Annotated in this window: 15 protein-coding genes; 7 read left to right on the top strand and 8 right to left on the bottom strand. The window is 75.3% G+C overall.

The window, feature by feature from the left end; translation table 11 throughout:
• Positions 1-41: 41 nt before the first annotated feature.
• From FE251_RS07010 to FE251_RS06995, 4 genes are all read right to left on the bottom strand, one after another.
• Complete coding sequence (locus FE251_RS07010) at positions 42-1,082, bottom strand: tRNA (adenine-N1)-methyltransferase (RefSeq protein WP_139071793.1); 1,041 nt, start codon at positions 1,080-1,082, stop codon at positions 42-44.
• Positions 1,083-1,126: 44 nt separating this feature from the next.
• Positions 1,127-1,405: a DUF2277 domain-containing protein gene (locus FE251_RS07005; protein WP_139071794.1), complete on the bottom strand. Its 279-nt coding sequence runs from the start codon at positions 1,403-1,405 to the stop codon at positions 1,127-1,129.
• A 66-nt stretch (positions 1,406-1,471) separates the two neighbouring features.
• A complete protein-coding gene (locus tag FE251_RS07000; RefSeq protein WP_139071795.1) occupies positions 1,472-1,906 on the bottom strand; it encodes an MmcQ/YjbR family DNA-binding protein in 435 nt (144 codons plus the stop codon).
• A gap of 48 nt (positions 1,907-1,954) precedes the next feature.
• Positions 1,955-3,079: a site-2 protease family protein gene (locus tag FE251_RS06995; protein ID WP_139071796.1), complete on the bottom strand. Its 1,125-nt coding sequence runs from the start codon at positions 3,077-3,079 to the stop codon at positions 1,955-1,957.
• A gap of 87 nt (positions 3,080-3,166) precedes the next feature.
• Between FE251_RS06995 and FE251_RS06990 the strand changes: the two genes are divergently transcribed.
• The gene (locus FE251_RS06990) at positions 3,167-4,096 is read left to right on the top strand and encodes a RecB family exonuclease (protein WP_139071797.1); all 930 of its coding nucleotides are present in this window, start codon (positions 3,167-3,169) and stop codon (positions 4,094-4,096) included.
• An 18-nt stretch (positions 4,097-4,114) separates the two neighbouring features.
• On the opposite strand, the gene FE251_RS06985 is transcribed toward FE251_RS06990, so the two are convergent.
• Positions 4,115-4,831 (bottom strand): HAD family hydrolase, encoded by a 717-nt coding sequence (locus FE251_RS06985; protein ID WP_139071798.1) that lies wholly within the window; start codon positions 4,829-4,831, stop codon positions 4,115-4,117.
• Between the two features lie 85 nt (positions 4,832-4,916).
• On the opposite strand from FE251_RS06985, the gene FE251_RS06980 reads away from it, so the two are divergent.
• A complete protein-coding gene (locus FE251_RS06980; RefSeq protein ID WP_139948352.1) occupies positions 4,917-5,795 on the top strand; it encodes an alpha/beta fold hydrolase in 879 nt (292 codons plus the stop codon).
• On the opposite strand, the gene FE251_RS06975 is transcribed toward FE251_RS06980, so the two are convergent.
• The 3 genes from FE251_RS06975 to FE251_RS15630 form a co-directional block, all read right to left on the bottom strand.
• Complete coding sequence (locus tag FE251_RS06975; protein ID WP_139071800.1) at positions 5,746-6,219, bottom strand: type III secretion system chaperone family protein; 474 nt, start codon at positions 6,217-6,219, stop codon at positions 5,746-5,748. The genes FE251_RS06980 and FE251_RS06975 overlap by 50 nt on opposite strands.
• Positions 6,220-6,244: 25 nt before the next feature.
• On the bottom strand, positions 6,245-9,355 hold the full coding sequence (locus tag FE251_RS15635; RefSeq protein WP_218013609.1) for an eCIS core domain-containing protein: 3,111 nt from the start codon (positions 9,353-9,355) through the stop codon (positions 6,245-6,247).
• An 82-nt stretch (positions 9,356-9,437) separates the two neighbouring features.
• Positions 9,438-11,345, bottom strand: a complete 1,908-nt coding sequence (locus FE251_RS15630; RefSeq protein WP_139071801.1) for an ATP-binding protein — start codon at positions 11,343-11,345, stop codon at positions 9,438-9,440.
• A gap of 177 nt (positions 11,346-11,522) precedes the next feature.
• On the opposite strand from FE251_RS15630, the gene FE251_RS06960 reads away from it, so the two are divergent.
• The 5 genes from FE251_RS06960 (at position 11,523) to FE251_RS06940 (ending at position 17,953) form a co-directional block, all read left to right on the top strand.
• Positions 11,523-11,987 (top strand): septum formation family protein, encoded by a 465-nt coding sequence (locus FE251_RS06960; protein ID WP_139071802.1) that lies wholly within the window; start codon positions 11,523-11,525, stop codon positions 11,985-11,987.
• 18 nt (positions 11,988-12,005) lie between these two features.
• On the top strand, positions 12,006-12,398 hold the full coding sequence (locus tag FE251_RS06955; RefSeq protein WP_139071803.1) for a DUF4280 domain-containing protein: 393 nt from the start codon (positions 12,006-12,008) through the stop codon (positions 12,396-12,398).
• Between the two features lie 111 nt (positions 12,399-12,509).
• Complete coding sequence (locus FE251_RS06950) at positions 12,510-13,166, top strand: DUF4255 domain-containing protein (protein WP_168202673.1); 657 nt, start codon at positions 12,510-12,512, stop codon at positions 13,164-13,166.
• A gap of 7 nt (positions 13,167-13,173) precedes the next feature.
• On the top strand, positions 13,174-15,393 hold the full coding sequence (locus FE251_RS06945) for a carboxypeptidase-like regulatory domain-containing protein (protein ID WP_139948351.1): 2,220 nt from the start codon (positions 13,174-13,176) through the stop codon (positions 15,391-15,393).
• The gene (locus FE251_RS06940; RefSeq protein WP_139948350.1) at positions 15,386-17,953 is read left to right on the top strand and encodes a carboxypeptidase regulatory-like domain-containing protein; all 2,568 of its coding nucleotides are present in this window, start codon (positions 15,386-15,388) and stop codon (positions 17,951-17,953) included. Before FE251_RS06945 ends, FE251_RS06940 begins: the two co-directional genes overlap by 8 nt.
• The last annotated feature ends 4 nt before the right edge of the window (positions 17,954-17,957 follow it).

Genomic DNA, 17,957 nt, shown 5'->3' with positions numbered 1-17,957 from the left:
CCCCCACGGTAGGTCACCCGGCGCGCCGGGCGCGCGCCCGGTCACTGGGTGGGAGAGTCCCCCTCGGGACGCGTCGCGGTGCCTTCCTCGCGCAGGCGCTCGGCGCGGTCCTGGTCGCGGCGCACCCGGCGGATCTTCTTGTCCGAGACGGTCCGCTCCCCCAGGTCCTCGGCCCACTCCTCCTCGACGGGGTAGGCGCCCTTGGCCGGGCGCCGCTTGCGCAGCGGCGGGGTGACGCCCGGTGCCATGCGTCGGGTCGTCACGAGGAAGCCGGTGTGCCCGACCATCCGGTGGTCGGGCCGCACCGCCAGGCCCTCGAGGTGCCAGCCGCGCAGGAGCGTCTCCCACGCCCGCGGCTCGGTGAACAGCTCGGAGTCCTTGGCGTCCTCGACGAAGCGGGACAGCTGGGTGGTCGTGGCGACGTAGGCGATGAGCACACCGCCCGGGGCCAGCGCGTCGGCGGCGACCTGGAGGTTCTCCCACGGCGCGAGCATGTCGAGGACGACGCGGTCGACCGAGCCCGGCTCGACCGCGGTGGGCAGCACCTCGGCGAGGTCGCCGACGACGACCTCCCACGCCGGGTGGTCGGTCCCGAACCAGGCGCGGGCGTTGGCCTGGGCGATCTCGGCGAAGTCGGCGCGCCGCTCGACCGACAGCAGGCGGCCGGTGGGGCCTACGGCCTGGAGCAGCGACATGCTCAGCGCGCCGGACCCGACGCCCGCCTCGACGACGCGCGCGCCCGGGAAGATGTCGGCCATCGCGACGATCTGGGCGGCGTCCTTGGGGTAGACGACGGCGGCACCCCGTGGCATCGACAGGACGTGGTCGGCGAGCAGCGGACGCAGGACGAGGTACTCCACCCCGCCCGTCGTGGCGACGACGATCCCTTCCGGACGGCCGATCACCTCGTCGTGGCGCAGGTAGCCGCGGTGGGTCTGGAACGTCGCGGCCGGGTCGAGGGTGATCGTGTGGAGGCGGCCCTTGGGGTCGGTGAGCTGGACGCGCTCCCCGACGGCGAGGGGGCCGCGCCGCCCCGCGGGGCCGAGCGGACGGTCGGCGGGGGCGTCGGGATGTGAAGTCACGATCGACGAGTCTACAAACCCGGCGTCCTCCGCCTGTCGCCGGCTCAGGCGTACTGGGCGTCGTACCGCTGCCGGGCGCGCTCGCGTGCCTTGGCTGCCTCGGTCTTCCGGTCCTTCGCGGGAGCGGTGGTGACGAGGGCGTCGAGCAGGTGCTGGGTGGCGTGGGCGACCTGGGCGACCGCGGCGTCGAACGCCTCCTGGTTGGCCTGGGAGGGCTTGGTCATGCCGGCCACCTTGCGCACGTACTGCAGGGCGGCGGCCTGGACCTCCTCGGAGGTCGCCGGCGGCGCGAAGTTGTACAGGGTGTGGATGTTGCGGCACATGACTCCAGGGTGACACCACTCACACCTCACGGGAAGGGCGGTTCGCCCGTTCCCTGACCGGGGTGGTCAGGGCGCTGCCGAGCCGGCGGGGCCTCCCTCCTGCTCGAGGCGGGCGACGAGCCGGGGGCCGGCCACCTGCCGGTAGGAGCCGTCGAGCAGCTCGGCGACCTCCTGCCAGTCGACCTCCTCCGGCGACGCGTAGCCCAGGTCGAGCCCGACCCACCCGAAGGGGCCGTAGTAGGCGGGCAGGAAGAAGCGCGGGTCCTCCGCGAGGGCGGGCCGCTCGCTGTCCTCCGGGGAGAGGACCAGGCCCCGCGGGTAGCGCACCCGGGTGGCGGCGTCGCCCTTCGTCGAGCTGCCGTAGACGGCGAAGATCTTGCGCGCCCGGAACGTGGGCCGGCCGTGCGAGACGGCCTCGGTGGCGTCGGGGAAGCCCAGGGCGATCGCCCGGACGCGCGCGAGGTAGGGGTCGTCGTCCTCGAACATCTGCGGATGCGCCACCGCCACCACCCCTCTCGTGCGGCCGAGAGTAGACCGCGCCACCGACACTCAGGGCCGGGTCCGGCGCAGCGCCTCCTCCAGGCGGTCCACCGTGAGCACCCCGACGACGCCCGCCGCGCCGTCGACGAGGACGATCGCCGGGCTCGTGCGGGCCGCCTGCGCCGCGGCCCCGACCCCGGCGGCGCCGGTGAGCCGGGTGACGACGCTCGTCGGCGGGAGCACGGAGGCGACGGCGGTCAACGGGGTCGTCGCCCGCGCGGCGGGGGGCACCTGGGCGAGGACGGCGTCGTCGACGAGCCCGACGACCTCACCGGCCGGGCCGAGGAGGACGACGCGACGGCCGGCCGCGGCGTCCGCTGCGGCGACCGGGGCGGAGGCGGGCAGGGCGAGGGCCGGCTGGGCGACCGACCGCAGGTCGATGCCCGCCGCACGGCGCCGCGCCCGGGCGGTGTTCACCGCCTGGCTGGAGCCCGCCCACAGGTAGAAGGCGAGCAGACCGACCCACAGCACCGTGAAGGTCGTCGGGCGCAGGCCGAGCGCGAGGGGGCGGCCCAGGCCGACCACGACGACCGCAACGGCGACGACGCGCCCACCCCAGCCGGCCGCGCTGAGCCCGGCGAGCCGGTCGCCCGTCACCTTCCACACCGCCGCCTCCAGGATGCGCCCGCCGTCGAGCGGGTACCCGGGCAGCAGGTTGAAGAACGCGACGGCGGCGTTGCTCAGTGCCGCGATCTGCCAGAGCACCGCGACGAGCGGGGACTCGGCGAACCCGAGGGCGAACCAGGCGAGCCCTGCGAGCACGGCGTTGGCCAGCGGGCCGACGACCGAGACGAGCGCCGAGGCGCCCGGGGTGCGCATGTCGGCGTCGAACTGCGTGTGCCCGCCCCACAGGGTGAGCACGTACTCCCGCGGCGGGGAGCCGACGGCCTGGCCGACGAGGCCGTGGGCGATCTCGTGGGCGAGGACGCCGATCATGAGGGTGACCGGGACGCTCGCGGCGGCGAGCACGGTGGCGGTGGTCGTGGCCTCGGGCACCACGCGGGTGATCGTCGGCGCGACGATGATCCCGAGCACGGCGGCCATGAGGAACCACGACGGCGCGAACACGACGGGAACACCGCGGATGCGGCCGATCACCCAGCCCGAGGAGGTGCGCTGCCCCAGACGTGTCATTCCCGCACCCTACGTCCCGGTGCCGCCCTGCCCACATCCGGCGTGGGAGGCACCGGCAGTGTCGGAGCCTCTGCCTACAGTGGCGCCATGGCAGTGAGCAGCACAGAGACCGCGACGTCCCCGGTGGCCCTCGTGCCCTCCGCCGTCCCCCCGGCGGACGCCCCGCAGGAGCCCCGTCCGGTGGCGTTGTCGCCCTCGCGTGCCAAGGACTTCATGCAGTGCCCGCTGCTCTTCCGCTTCCGCGCCGTGGACCGGCTGCCCGAGCCGCCGAGCCCGGCCGCGGCTCGCGGCACCCTCGTCCACAGCGTCCTCGAGCGGCTCTACGACCTGCCCGCCGACCGTCGCGACCCGGCCGCGGGCGTCGAGCTGCTCGCCCCCGCCTGGGAGGACCTGCGCGCCGAGCGCCCAGACGTCGAGCAGATGTTCGGGACGCCGGAGGAGCTGCACGCCTGGCTGGTGAGCGCGCGCGAGCTCGTCGAGCGCTACTTCCAGGTGGAGAACCCGCAGCGGCTCGAGCCGGCGGAGCGCGAGAAGCTCGTCGAGGTGGAGCTCGCCTCCGGGGTGCTCCTGCGCGGCTTCGTCGACCGGCTCGACGTCGCCCCGAACGGTGCGGTGCGCGTCGTCGACTACAAGACCGGCCGCTCCCCCAAGCCGCAGTGGGCCGCCGACGCCCTGTTCCAGATGCGCTTCTACGGGCTCATCCTCTGGCGGCTCACCGGCACCCCGCCGCGCCGGCTGCAGCTCGTCTACCTCGGTGACGGACAGGTCCTCACCCTGGACCCCACGCAGGACGAGCTGCTCGCCACCGAGGAGCAGATCGAGTCGGTGTGGGGCGCCATCGCCCGCGCGGCCGAGAGCGGGCGGTTCGTGCCGCGCACCTCGCGGCTGTGCGACTGGTGCAGCTTCCGCGCCCTGTGCCCGGCGTTCGGCGGCACGCCCCCCGAGCCGCCGCAGGAGGGCCTGGACCGCCTCCTCACCGCCACCCGCCGGACGACCGTCGGCGCCGGCCTCGCCTGACGGCGGCGCTCGCCGGGGTCACATGCGGACGAGCGGGGTCCCGGCGAGGACGGACGCGAGGTCCTCGATCGTCAGGCCCTCGAGCGTGTGGACCATGCTGCGCCCGGGCGCCGGCGGGATGGGGATCATCATCGGCACGACGACGGTCGCGGCACCGGACGCCTCGGCGGAGGCGACCCCGGGGACGGAGTCCTCGAACGCGACGCAGTCACGGATGTCGACGCCGAGCATGCGGGCGGCCGTGAGGTACGGCTCGGGGTGCGGCTTGCTGTGGGTGACCTCGTCACCGGTGACGACCGCCGCGAACGTGCCCTCGGGCAGCACCTCGAGGACGGCGTCGGCCATCTCGCGGTAGGACATCGTCACGAGCGCGCACGGTATCCCCGCCTCACCGAGCGCGGTGAGCAGCTCACGGGCGCCCGGGCGCCACGGGGCGCCCTCGGTGCGGATACGGCCGGCCACCCGCCGGACGAGCTCGTCGGAGATCTCCGCCACGGTGCCCGGGACGCCGAGGTCACGCAGGAGCTCGGCGGTGTCGGCGATCGGCCTGCCGACCATCGCCAGTCCCTGCTCGTGGCTCCACGTCCCGCCGTTCTCGGTGGCCAGCTCCGTCTCGGTCGCGATCCAGTACGGCTCGGAGTCGACGATCGTGCCGTCCATGTCCCACAGCACCGCCGCCGGGTGGCCGGGGCGGCGCGTGGACGTGACGGAGGAGGGAGCGGAGGTGGTAGGCATCGTGCCCGATCCTAGTGCCGGACGTGTCCGGCCCGGCCGTGATATTCCCTTCCCCCGGGCGGCCCGCAGGGTGCAGCCTCGCACCATGGACCGACGCGAGGTCGCCCTCACCGCGGGCACCGTCGAGTACGTCGACACGGGCGGGGACGGACCCACGCTCGTCCTCCTGCACGGGGTGAACATGGACGCCACCCTCTGGCGGGACGTCGTGCGCGCCCTCGGCCCGGGCGTGCGCTGCATCTGCCCGACGCTGCCGCTCGGCAGCCACCAGCGGGCGATGGACCGGCCCGAGCTCGTCACCCACCGCGGCGTCGCGGCCCTCGTCGGGGAGCTGCTCGAGGCGCTCGACCTCACCGACGTCACGCTCGTCCTCAACGACTGGGGAGGGGCACAGCTGCTCCTGGCCGAGGGCGAGACCGCCCGCGTCGCCGCGGCCGTCCTCGTCGCCTGCGAGTCCTTCGACAACTACCCGCCCGGGCGTGCCGGCAGGGCCGTCGCGGTGGCCGCGCGGGTGCCCGCGCTGCTCTGGCTCGTCATGCAGCTCCAGCGGTTCACCTGGTTCCGCCGCGCGCCGGGCGGGTGGGGGTGGATGAGCAGGCGCCCGGTCCCCCGCGACGTCATGGACGGCTGGTTCCGGCCGGCGCGCCGCGACCGGCTCGTCCGCCGCGACCTGCGTACCTTCGCCCGCTCGACCCCGAGCCGCACCGAGCTGGAGCGGCTGTCCTGCGCGCTGAGCACGTTCGACCGTCCCGTCCTCGTCGTGTGGGCGGCGCAGGACCGCCTCATGCCGCCCGAGCACGGTCCCGCGCTGGCCCGGCTGTTCCCGCGCGGGAGGCTCGTCGTCGTCGAGGACTCCGCCACCCTCGTCCCCGTCGACCAGCCGGCGGTGCTCGCCCGGCTGCTCGCCGAGTTCGTCACTCCCAGTGGCCGGCCACCTCGGCGGGGTCCAGACGCCCCTCGATGACCGCCTCCAGCACGGGGCCGTAGACCCGCCAGGCCCGCTCGACCTCGTCGAGCACGTTGCCGAGGAGGGCGGCGAAGACCTCCTCCGGGACGTCGACGTCGCCGATCTCCAGCCCGGCGCGCACGGACAGCGCCCCGGTGCCGAGGTCGACCTCGACGGCGGAGGTGCTCAGCCGCGTGTTGATGCGGGGCACCGCCTCGACGAGGTTGACCAGCGCCCCGGCGGGTACCAGCTGGGGCCGCACGGCGTGCAGCACGACCGAGCGGGAGGAGGACATCACCACCCCCATGACCACGTCGCCGAGGACGAATGTCTCCAGCTCCCAGTCCACCTCGACGCTCCGTCCCCGGGCCACGAGGGCCCGGACCGAGGCGGTCAGCAGGTCACTGGCCGACTCCGCGGCCTCCGGCAGGGGGTCGGTCATGGGTACTGCCTCCGGCAGTTCGACGTCAGACACTCGTACGCTCCTCTTCCTTCCATCGTTCGGCGCACACGCAGAGCAGGAACTCGCGTGCCGCCGCATCGTTCGCGGGGTTGGCGGTGTGCTTGAGGATCTCATCGGTGCTCATCGCGCCGATCCCGTCGAGGAAGGCGGTGAGCTCGGCGTCGGTCGGCTCCGCCGGCAGGACGTGCGTGCCGCACACGACGGCCGCCCCCTCGGTGTCCACGCCGCCGGTCGCGTGGGTCCACAGGACGGCGGTCCTGTTGACCGACCGGGTGGTGGCCTCCTGCCCGCGCAGCATCATCTTCAGCCGCCACGCGAGACCGCGGTGCCCCTTCGCCCCGCCGGTGGCGGCGTCGTCCATCTTGTTGCGCTTGGTGGCGAGGTCGCCGGTGGTGCGCCACGAGGCGCGGACCCCGCCGAGGAACGCGCCGGCCTTCTTCTTGTACGTGGTGTAGGCGTGCTGGGGGTCGGCCTCGGCGCCGAGGTCGTCGAGCACCGCGTTGCGGATGGTGAGGAAGCCGTCCTCCACGCCGGCGTCGGCGCCGAGGTCGGGGGCGTCCAGTGCGCGCAGCATGGCGAGGCTGATCGGCCGGCCGTCGACCTCGTAGGTGGCGAGGAACGACTGGGCGACCTGGTCCCCGCGGACGGCGCGCATGATGATGCCGTCCACCGCCATCGCCGGGTGCTTGCGCAGCTCGTTCTCCGCACCACCCTCGAGGTGGAGGACCGCGGACTCCCGCTCGGCGGTGCGCGCGATCTCGACGAGGACCTCGTCGGCCACGAAGTGGCCGAGGCTGTGCAGGGTGTCGAGCAGCTTGACCCCGGCCTGGACCGCGGCGGGGATGCCGTAGCCGCCGCCGCTGGCGACCGTGGCGATCGCCGTCGCGAGGTCGGAGACGGCCACGCCGGTGTCCCAGGACGCCTTCTCCACCTGCTTGGTGTAGCTCTGCGCGAGGCCGAGCATCGGGTGGACGAGGACGTCGACGGCGGTGGCCGCCTTGTCCCTGCTGCGGGCCTGGAAGATCGTCTCGTTCGTCTGCCCCAGCCGCAGGGACCTGTCGGCCAGGTCGATGGCGTTGCTCACGACGCCGAGGGCCGCACCGGCGATGTTGAACCCGGGGATGACCTTGCCGACGGACTCGGTGACCGACGGGGAGATCGCCTTGGCGAGGTTGGCGGTCGACCTGGCCGTGCTGTTGAGGCCCTTGAGCCCGTCGACCCCTGCCTTGGCGGCGGCCAGCGCCTTGCGGGGGTCGGGGTCCTCGTAGGCCCGCTTCGTCGCCTTGGCGAACTTGAGAGCGGACTGGACCGCGCCGGTGAGGCCGGTGACGATCTCCCGGACCGAGGTGATCCCGGCGATGACGTTGTCCTTGGTGGTCAGCGGGTCGGAGGGCTTGGACCGCTGCTTCGCGGCGACCTGCTTCTGGGCGCCGGTGATCTCGGAGTGGAGGGGGAGCTTGCTCAGGCCCTTGGCGAGCAGACCGGGCGACTCCGCCTCCGGCTTCTTCGTCTCCTCCGGGTCCTTGACGAGCGCTCCTCCGGCGGAGACGAGCAGTCCTGCCACGGTGCTCCCGGTGCCGGCGTAGCCGCCGACCGTCCCCACCGCGTCCTCCGCCCGCGTGAGGGTGTCGCGCTCGTCCGGGGCCGGGGGCTGCCGCAGCCCGAGGCGCTCGCGGGCCTGGTCGATCGCCGCGAGGTCGAGCGCCGAGCCCTGCGGGGGCCGCTTCGTGCGGATCTTGGCGACCGTCGTCGCCCACACGACGGCCTCCCCCTGGGCGGCGGCGGTGAGCGGGTCGAGCGTCGGGTCGGCCTGCATCGCGGCGTCGATGTGGCTGACGTAGCTCTCGTAGACGGCCTCGACCTCCGGCGGCAGCAGGGTGCCCATGACGGAGGCGGCGGCGGTCCTCGCGGCGGCCTCGTCGTTGACGGTCTTGCGCACGTTCGCGGCCGTGCGCGCCCGGCGTACGTCGATGACGAGTCGCTCGGCCGCGGTCTCCCGGGGCGGGCGCACGTGCTTGAGGTGCTCGGCGGGCAGGCCCTCGAGCCACGTCTCCCGGTAGGCCTGGTCGGCGATCCGCTCGTCCGTCCACGTCGGGTCCCCCGCGTGCTCCTTGACGAGGTGGCTGACGGCGGCCTTCTCGAAGCGCAGGGCGTCCTCGAACATCTGCTGGAGGACGCCGAGGTGGCTGCCGGCCTCGGCGAGCCCGGCGTGGCGCTCGACCGGGTCGCTCCACTCGGTCCCCTCGCCGTAGACGGCCGACGTCATCGCCGTCCTGCCGGCGACACCGTCCTTGCGCGACTGCTTGAGTGCGGCCCGCTCGCTCGTCTCGAGGACCTTGGAGCGCTTGACCCCGGCGCGCTCCTCCTCCTCGCGCTTCTTGCGGGCGTCCTTGTCCTGCCGCTTGCGCTCCTCCTCGATCTCGCGCGCCGCCCGCTCCGTCGGCGTCTCGCGCGGGTGCAGGACGCTGTTCTTCACCCGGGAGGCTGCCCTGCCGATCCCGCCGAACAGGCGGTGGACGCCGGGGCCCGGCTCCGAGACGACGTGCGCCAGCTCGTGGGCCAGGACCTGGCGGCCCTCCGGCGTGCCAGGGGCGAACTGTCCGGCGCCGAAGAAGATGTCGCTCCCCGTGGTGAACGCGCGGGCGGCGACCCGGGCGTTGAGTCCGGCCGCGGCGGGATCGGTGTGGACGCGCACGTGGCCCAGGCGGGTGCCGAATGCGCTCTCCATGGAGCGACGGACACCGCCGGGCAGCGGGGCGCCCCTGCCGCGGCGGCCCTCGATGGCGGCGGTGGTGGCGGCGTCGAGGTCCCCTCCCTCACGCCCGACGACGGCGCCCGGCGCTGGGGCCGCCGCGGACCGGCGCAGGTGGCCACAGCCTGCCCCGTGCCGGTGCTGCTGCGCGTCCTCCTCCCCCGCGCCGGCGTGCAGGCGTCGCAGCGCCCGGTCGGCGAGGACGTCGGCGTCGTGCTCGGCACGGTCGTCGGCCGCCCCCACCGTGAGGGCGGCCACCCCGGCGAGCGGGACGGGACGCGCCGGTCCGGCGGCCTCGGGGGTCTGCTCGGCGACGTCGAGCACGGGGGTGCGGGCGGTCTCGTGGACGCGGGACGTGCTCACGGCTGCCTCCTGTGGTCTGGTCGAGCGGGGCGTGGCTGTCAGCAGCCTCGCTGCGGTGCGGTGCGGTGCGCTACGGCAATCGCTACTGAACGAGCGGCGTGAGGGACGTCGCCGCAGCGAGCACGACGGCGGGTGGGCGCCGGCCGAGCTTGCCGTACTCCCGCACGGTCGCGCCCCCGAGGTGGGCCATGCCCACCGGCCGGTCGCGGGCGACCGCCTCGAACGTCGCGGCGAGCACGATGTTGCGGATGTCGCCGCCCGCGAGCTCGACGTGCTCGGCGAGGACGTCGAGGTCGACGGGGTCGTGCGGGTCGAGCGCGAGCGGGGCGAGGTGGTGCTCCCACAGCCGGCGCCGGGTCCCGGCGTCCGGGTCTGGGAAGTGGATCATGAAGTGCAGGCGGCGGGCGAAGGCCTGGTCGAGGTTGCCGCGCAGGTTCGTGGCGAGGACGGTGATGCCGTCGAAGGCCTCCATGCGCTGGAGGAGGTAGGCGACCTCCTGGTTGGCGTAGCGGTCCTTGGCGTCGGACACCGCCGAGCGGGAGCCGAAGACGGCGTCGGCCTCGTCGAAGAAGAGCACGCAGTTGAGCGACTCCGCCTCGGTGAAGACGCGTTCGAGGTTCTTCTCCGTCTCCCCGATGTACTTGTCGACCACAGCCGACAGGTCGACCTGGAACAGGTCCATCCCCAGGGCGTCCGCGACGACGTGCGCGGCGAGGGTCTTGCCGGTCCCGGGGCTGCCGGAGAACAGGGCCGCGATGCCGCCGCCCTTGCCGCCCTTGCCCTGGAGGTCCCCCAGGGCGAGCACGTCGTCCCGGTGCCGCGCCCAGCTGATGAGGCGCTCGACCTCGTCCCGGGCGTGCGCGGGCAGCACGAGGTCGCCGAGCGTGGCGGTCCCGCCGCCGTGCCCGGCGCGGGTGGAGCGGCCCAGCCGGCGGGCGGTCGCCGCGACGAGACCGGGCGAGAGCTGCTTCCCGCGGGCCGCCGCCTCCTCGCGGGCGGCGCGCCCGACGAGGTGGATCTGCTCGGCATCCAGGCGCAGCGCGGTGACCTCGGGACCGGGGTCGGCGCCGCCGAGCACGGTGCGCCACTCCTGGCGCCGCTGCTCGGTGGTGAGCCGGGGCGCCGTGACCACCGGCGGCAGGGAGGCGTGCCAGCGGGCGTCCCACGGGCGTGACCCGACGGCGACGACGGGGACGGGGGCGTCCGCGAGCAGGTCCATGGCCGGCGCGGCGGTCTCCGCCCCGGCGAGGACGAGCACGGCGCCGCCGAGCGCCGCCTCGAGGACCAGGCCCCGGACGGTCTGCCGCACGCCGGCGGTGTCGGCGGCGTCGGGGGCGCCGGGGCGGGTGAGGTCGGCGACGAGGCACAGCACGTCGAGCTCCAGGCAGGCGGCCACCGCGAGCGCGGTGCCGGCGGTGCCGGGCGGGGCGCTGACCCAGCAGAGTCCGGCGCCGCCGGCGAGCGAGCCCGCGAGCTCGCTCGTGCCCTCGACGGTGACCGGCAGGGCGGGCGCGAGCAGCGGGGCGAGCGCGGCGGGCACGGTGTCGTCCCCGAGCAGGTGGGCGACCACCCGGTCGGCGACGCGCAGCCGCCGTGAGAGCAGGACGTCCTCCCCGAGGACGTCGAGGAGCCCGAAGCGACGCAGTGGAGCGCGCAGGCCGAGCCGGCGGCGCGGGGCGGGCGCCAGCGTCGAGGAGCCGGTGAGCTCGAGGGCGAGAGCCACGGACGGGCGGGCGGCGCCGTCGTCGCCGGAGAGGAGACCGAGGAGCAGGTGCGCCGAGGGGTGCAGCTCGGGCGCGAGGGCGACGGCCAGGAGCCCGCTGTCCAGCCCGCCGAGGCCGAGCCGGCCGGCGACCTCCTCGAGCGGGCCGTCCACGGCGGTGAGGTCCGCGGCGTCGGCCTCGAGTGCGGCGAGCGCGGCGTGGGCGGTGGCGGGCAGGCCGGGCCGGCGCTCCAGCGCGCGCGCGAGCGCGGCGACGAGCTCCCTCATCCACTGCCTCCAGTCCCGCCCGCCCGGTGCGGCGGTTGCTCCAGCGTCCCGCCCGGCCGCCCGGGGCGGCTACGGCAATCACTACGCAAATGAGGCGGAAGTTGCGCAACAACTACTGATGAGGACGAGTCGGCCGCGCGGCTAGGTTCGACAGCGCACACGAGTGAAGGAGATGGGATGCGCAGACGCCTGGCGCCGGCCGCCGTGGCGGTACTCACGGGCGCGGCCCTCACGGGCTGCTCCCTGTTCGGGCAGGGGCCCGAGCAGGTGTCGGTGTTCGACGCCGCACCGGGTGAGTGCTTCCTCGCGCCGGAGGAGATCGTCGCCGAGCTCACCGAGATCACGCGGGTGCCGTGCGACAGCGCCCACGACCAGGAGGCCTACGCCGTCGTCGACTACGTCACCGGCGAGGGCACGGAGGGCTACCCCGGCGACGGCGCGCTCAAGGACTTCGCCGACGGCTCCTGCGCGGCGGAGTTCGCCGGCTACGTCGGCGTGGACTACCGCGACTCGAGCCTCTTCCTCACCTACCTCCTGCCCTCCGCGCGCAGCTGGGAGCAGGACGGGGACCGGGAGGTCACGTGCTTCGTCACGACGACCGGCGAGCCACTGACCGCCACCGTGCGGGACAGCGCGCTGTGACCGTCGAGGGGCGCTGACATGGGCCGTCCAGCCGCCGTCTCCACCGCCATGCTCCAGTGCAGCATGGGCCTGTCCCCCGCCCCGCTCAACGTGCTGCCGGTCTCGCGCGTGCTCGTCGAGGGCCGCCCTGCGGCCACCGTGACCGACTCCGTCCCGCTGGTCAACATCCTGCCCTTCGGCATGTGCAGCTCTCCCTCCAACCCGATGGTCGCCGCCGCGACGGCCGCGGCGCTCGGCGTGCTCACCCCGATGCCCTGCGTCCCGGCCACCGGCACGCCGTGGACGGGCGGGGCGGCGGCGACCACGGTCGCCGGCAGTCCGGCGCTCACCGCCGGTGCCACGTGTGCGTGCGCCTACGGCGGGGTCGTCCAGATCCTCAACCCGGGAGCGGTCCGCACCACAGAGGCCTGAGGTTCGGTAGCGATTACCGATGCCCGTCCCGGCCGCCCGTTCCTACGCTCGCTCTCGCCATCGTCCTGCCCTGTCGTGCGCCCAGGGCCCGCGCCCTCCAGGAGATCCCACGTGCTCATTCCCACGGTCGAGGACGGCCTCGAGGCGCTCCTGCGCGCCACGCTGCCGCTGCCCGAGGAGGTCGGCGACGTCTCCTTCGAGGCGCCGTCGGGCGCGTGGTCGGCGCAGGTCAACCGGGTCACGGTCAACCTCTTCCTCTACGCCGTCGCACGCAGCCCGCTGCCCCCGCTGCCACCGGCGGCGCGCAGCGGCCCCGGCGGCACCGAGCGGCGCCCCTCGCTCCCGCTCGTCCAGCTGTCCTACCTCGTGAGCGCGTGGGCGGGCAGCACCCGCGACGAGCACCAGCTCCTGGGTGACGTGCTCACCCGGTTCCTCTCCCACCAGACCGTCCCCGCGGCGCACCTGCCGGCCACGCTCACCTCCTCGGTCCAGCTCTCCCTGGCGAGCGACGAGGTCAACCGTCCGCGCGAGCTGTGGGCGGCGCTGGGCAGCAACCACCGCGCGGCGTTCACCCTCGTCGTCACGATGGCCAGCGACGCCTTCGGCTGGCAGCCCGCCGCCACCGGCGTCTCCTCGGTCGAGGGCCTCGCCGCCCCCGTCCCGCACCGCCCCGCGACGGCGCGCGACGCCGCCGCGGAGGCCGCCGGCCCGGTGCGCCGCTCGGGTGGCGGCCTGGTCCGCTCCGCGCTCACCGAGGGGCGGTCGTGACGCCCGCATGAGAGCACTGAGCACCACCGACGTCCTGCGCGTCCAGCCCGGTGAGACCGGGGAGGTCCCCGTCGACGTCGTCAACACCGGCGCCGTCATCGACGCGATCTCCGCCCGGGTCCTCGGGCTGCCGGCCGACCACGTGACGACCAGCCCGCCCGTCCTCGCGCTCTTCCCCGACGCGACCGGCCGGATCGACGTGCGGATCACGGTCCCCGACACCTTCCCAGCGGGCACCCACCCGGTGACGGTGGAGGTCGACGGGCAGGCACCCGGCTCGGTGCCCGCCCACCACGACCTCGACGTCGTCGTCGGCGCACGACCCGCGCTCTCCCTCGCCGCGGTGCCCTCGGCCGTCCGCGCCGGGCGCCGCGCGGGCTTCGAGCTCGCGGTGCGCAACACCGGGAACGTGCCGCTCGACGTCGCGCTGCGCGCCACGGACACCGACCGCAGCGTCGAGTCGCGGATCACGCCCTCCGCGGTACACGTCGAGCCCGGCGCGGTCGCCGCGTGCGCCGTCCAGGTGCGCGGTCCGCGCCACCTGCTCGGCTCGGACGTCGAGCGGCCGCTGCGGGTCACCGCGACCGCCGAGGGGGTCGAGCAGCACGTCGCGCTCACCTTCACCCAGCGGCCCGCCGTCGGGCGCGGCCTGCTCACGGCGCTCGTCCTGCTCGGCATCATCGCGGTCTGGGCGGGCATCTTCCTCCTCGGCATCCTCGGCATGCTCGGCACCGACCCGATGACCCGCACGGCCCCCGCGTCCTTCTTCGCCGCCACGGGGCAGGACGGCGCGGGTGGCTCGGACGCCCCCGCCGGTGCCGTCGCCAAGGACGGGCTGCTGCCGGCCGGTGTCGGCGGCTCGCTCACGGGCACGGTCGTCGGCGACACCGACGGCGTGGGCCTGGGGCGCATCACCACCGAGGCGTGGCGCCACGGCCGCGACGGCCTCGTGCTCGTCGGGTCGGCCGCGACCCAGGCCGACGGCAGCTTCGAGATCGCCGGCCTGTTCCCCGGCGGCTACCTCCTGCGGGTGGCGGCCGACGGCTACGACGAGGTCTGGTACCCCGCGGCGCCCGACGCCGCGGGGGCCGACACGGTCACCGCCGAGGCGCAGACGCTGACCGGCGGGCTCGACGTCGCGCTCGTCGGGCACCCCGGTGAGATCGCGGGCACCGTCGACGTCGGGGACACGACCCAGCCGGTGGAGACCACCGTGCGGGCGGTCGCCACGTGGACCGAGCAGGGTGAGGAGGTCGTCGTCGAGACCACCGCCGGGCCGGACGGCGCGTACGTGCTGCCGCGGCTGCCCGCCCCGGGCACCTACGAGCTCACGTTCACCGCCGAGGGGTACGCCCCGACGACCATCACCGAGCGCATCACCGGCGGCCAGCAGCGCTTCGCCCAGCACGTGCGCCTCGCGGCGGGCGCCGGGCAGATCAGCGGCACCGTGACCGACGGCGTGCTGCCGCTCGGCGGCGTCACGGTCCGCACGACGGTCGCGGACGCCGAGGTCGTCGTCGGCACCCCGACCGTCGGCCAGGTCGGCACCTTCGTCGTCCCCGGCCTGCCGACACCGGGCACCTACGTCCTCACCTTCGACCTCGAGGGCTACACGAGCGCGAGCGCCGTCGTCGACCTCACGGCCGGACAGTCCCACACCGACCTCGCCGTCGTGCTGCGCGGCGGCGCCGGCACCGTGACCGGCCGCGTCACCCTGCCCACCGGCGCCGGCCTGGGCGGCGTCGCCGTGACCGCCGGCGGGGCCGAGACCACCCTCGCCGCGACGACCCTCACCGCCGGCGACGTCGGCAGCTTCACCCTCAGCGGCCTGGCCCCGGGCACCTACACCCTCACCTTCACCCACCCCGGCTACCGCTCGGTCTCGGTCCCGGTCGACCTCACGGACGGCCCACCCGCCCCGGTCGCCGTCACCCTCCACCCCGCCACCGGGCGGATCGAGGGCATCGTGACCGACGGTGGCCGGGGTGCCGTCGGCGTCGACGTCACCGCCACCGACGGGCGCACCACCCGGACCACGACGACGACCACGCGCCCGCCGTCCTCACCCGGCGGTGCCAACACGCCGGGCTACTACCTCTTCGCCGACCTGCCCGCCGGGACCTACACCGTCTCGGTGGCGATCGACGGGCGCGTGGAGAGCACCGGTGTCGTGCGTGTCACGGCCGGCGCGACCGCCTCGCGCAACCTCGCCCTGGCGGGTGGCTGACGTGCGCGTGGAGCTCGAGCCCCGTCGGCTGACCGCCGGCACCGGGGAGCCGGTCATCGTCACGGTCACCAACACCGGTGACGTCATCGGCGGGTACGCGGTGCGCGTGCTCGGCGCGGACCCGGCGTGGGTGCGCCTGAGCGACCCCGAGCCGCGGCTGTTCCCAGGGGAGTCGACGACGGTCGCCCTCGAGCTGCGCCTGCCGCCGGGGCTGCCCGCGGGTGAGCGCCGACTGGCCGTCCAGGTCCGGGAGGTCACCGGCGAGCAGGCGATCGCCATCGAGGAGCTCGTCGTCGACGTCGCGGGCGCACCGCGCCTCGGCGTGCGCCTCGAGCCCGGCACCGTGACCGGCGGGCGGCGGGCCGCCTACGGCGTCGTCGTGGAGAACACCGGCAACACCCTGGTGGACGCCGCGATCGTGGGCACCGACCCCGAGCACCGGCTCGACTTCCACCTCGAGCCCTCGCGCCTACGGCTGGCCCCCGGCGAGCACCTCACCGCCACCCTCACCGTCAGCGGCAAGCGGCGGCTGCTCGGCTCCCCCGTGGCACGGGCCTTCGAGCTGCGCGCCGACGAGCGCGCCCAGCCCGCCCCGCGCAGGCGGCGCGACGCCCCGCCCGGGGACGCCGCCCGCGCCGTCACCCAGCCCGACACCCCTCCCGCGGCGATGGGCGTGTTCGTCCAGCGGCCGGTACTGTCCCGCGCCTCGGTCAGCCTGGCAGGGCTGCTCCTCGCGGTGACGGTCTTCGCCCTCGTCATCGTCACCGCCCTCAACACCGTCGCCGCCCGCTCGGCCGCCGACCGCGACCTCGCCCTCCAGGTCTCCCAGGCCCGCGAGCAGGTAGCGACCACCGGCACCTCCTCGCTGTCCGGGCTCGCCCTGCTGCTCTCCAGCGGGGAGCCGGTGGCCGGCGTGTCCGTCGAGGCCTTCGACGTGACTGACACCTCCGCGCCCGTGGCCACGACCGCCTCGGGAGAGACCGGGGCGTGGGCCGTCTCCTCGCTGCCCGCCGGCAGCTACAAGCTCCGCTTCCGCGGCGCCGGCTTCGACGAGGTCTGGTACCCCGCAGCGGCGACGAACGCGGAGGCCGCGTCCGTCGAGGTCGGCCCCGGGGAGAGCGCCGCCGGCCTGGCCGTCCTCCTCGGCGGCGTCCCGGCGACCGTCGGCGGCACCGTGAGCGGCGACGACGTCGCGGGCGCCACCGCCACCCTCGAGCTGCCGCTCGACTCCCCCGCGCTCCTCGGACAGCTCGGCGCGAGCGAGGACACCGGCGCCGGGCGGGTGCGCGGCGCCGTCGTGCGCACCGTCCCGGTCGGGTCCGACGGCGCCTTCGAGCTCGCCGACATCCCCTCCCCCGCCGTCTACGACGTCGTCGTCGCCAAGCCGGGCTACAGCGAGCAGGTGCAGCGGGTCGACGTGGCCGCCGGGGAGGACCGCACCGACCTGCAGCTCCAGCTCCTCGACGGCGACGGCGCGATCTCCGGCCGCGTCACGGGGGCCACCGGCCCGCTCGGCGGGGCGACGGTGACCGCGACCTCCGGCGAGGTCACCGCCCGCACGGTCTCCCTCACCGAGGGCGAGGTCGGCTCCTTCACGCTGCGCGGCCTGCCCACGCCGGGCACCTTCACCGTCATCGTCACCGCCGAGGGCCACGCCCCCGCCACCCTCAGCCTCAACCTCGGTGCCGGCCAGCAGCTCGACGGCGTCGCCGCCACCCTCGGTGCCGCCGCGGGCTCCCTCGGCGGCACCGTGACCGCGCCCGACGGCGGCGGCGGGGTGAACGTCACCGTCACCGACGGGTCGAGCACCCGCCAGACCGTCACCCAGTCCACCGACCCCGTGGGCAGCTGGTCGGTGGCAGGGCTACGCATCCCCTCCACGTACACGGTGACCTTCACCCGGGCCGACCTCGCCTCCCAGGTGGTCTCGGTGAGCATCGACGGCTTCGGCAACGTCACCGCCGGCGCACCGGCGCCGGACCGCGTGGACGCGGTGATGCGCTCGGCCACGGGCGTGCTCACCGGCACCGTCTCCCAGTACCGCGACGCGGCCGCCGGCTCCGCGGCACCGGCGGGAAACGTCCGCGTCACCGCGACGTCCGGGACGAACGAGTACACGGTGACGACGGCGTCGACCCCGGCCGACGCCGTCGGCACCTACGTCCTGGAGGACCTCGTCCCCGGCACCTACACGGTGACCTTCTCCCGCCGGGGCACGGCGCCGACGTCGCAGATCGTCACGGTCGGGGCGAGCCAACGGCTACGGATCGACCCCGTGCTCGTGGCGCCCGCGTCGATCTCCGGCCGCGTCTCGCTCGCCGGCGAGGCCGCCGAGGGCGCCGTCGTCCACCTCTACCTCGCCTCCCAGTACGGCACCGCCGCACCACCGGTGGCCACGACGACCGCGCGCGGGGGCCGGTACGCGTTCGCCGACGTCGACGCACCGGCGCACTACATCGTCGAGCTGCGCCGCTCCCCCACCGGCGCGCCACTCGTGACCTCGGCGCCGGTCACCCTCGGCGCGAGCGAGGCCGCCACCGCCGACCTGACCACCCCGTGAGGCA

This window comes from Georgenia wutianyii (assembly GCF_006349365.1).
Taxonomy (GTDB): Bacteria; Actinomycetota; Actinomycetes; order Actinomycetales; family Actinomycetaceae; genus Oceanitalea; species Oceanitalea wutianyii.
This window is presented reverse-complemented; position numbering and strand designations above follow the sequence as displayed.

Bases quoted from the DNA above. Each gene is read 5' to 3' on its own strand.
- FE251_RS07005 (WP_139071794.1), bottom strand. From the start codon at position 1,405: ATGTGCCGCAACATCCACACCCTGTACAACTTCGCGCCGCCGGCGACC.
- FE251_RS06995 (WP_139071796.1), bottom strand. From the start codon at position 3,079: ATGACACGTCTGGGGCAGCGCACCTCCTCGGGCTGGGTGATCGGCCGC.
- FE251_RS06990 (WP_139071797.1), top strand. From the start codon at position 3,167: ATGGCAGTGAGCAGCACAGAGACCGCGACGTCCCCGGTGGCCCTCGTG.
- FE251_RS06985 (WP_139071798.1), bottom strand. From the start codon at position 4,831: ATGCCTACCACCTCCGCTCCCTCCTCCGTCACGTCCACGCGCCGCCCC.
- FE251_RS06980 (WP_139948352.1), top strand. From the start codon at position 4,917: ATGGACCGACGCGAGGTCGCCCTCACCGCGGGCACCGTCGAGTACGTC.
- FE251_RS06975 (WP_139071800.1), bottom strand. From the start codon at position 6,219: ATGACCGACCCCCTGCCGGAGGCCGCGGAGTCGGCCAGTGACCTGCTG.
- FE251_RS15630 (WP_139071801.1), bottom strand. From the start codon at position 11,345: ATGAGGGAGCTCGTCGCCGCGCTCGCGCGCGCGCTGGAGCGCCGGCCC.
- FE251_RS06960 (WP_139071802.1), top strand. From the start codon at position 11,523: ATGCGCAGACGCCTGGCGCCGGCCGCCGTGGCGGTACTCACGGGCGCG.
- FE251_RS06955 (WP_139071803.1), top strand. From the start codon at position 12,006: ATGGGCCGTCCAGCCGCCGTCTCCACCGCCATGCTCCAGTGCAGCATG.
- FE251_RS06945 (WP_139948351.1), top strand. From the start codon at position 13,174: ATGAGAGCACTGAGCACCACCGACGTCCTGCGCGTCCAGCCCGGTGAG.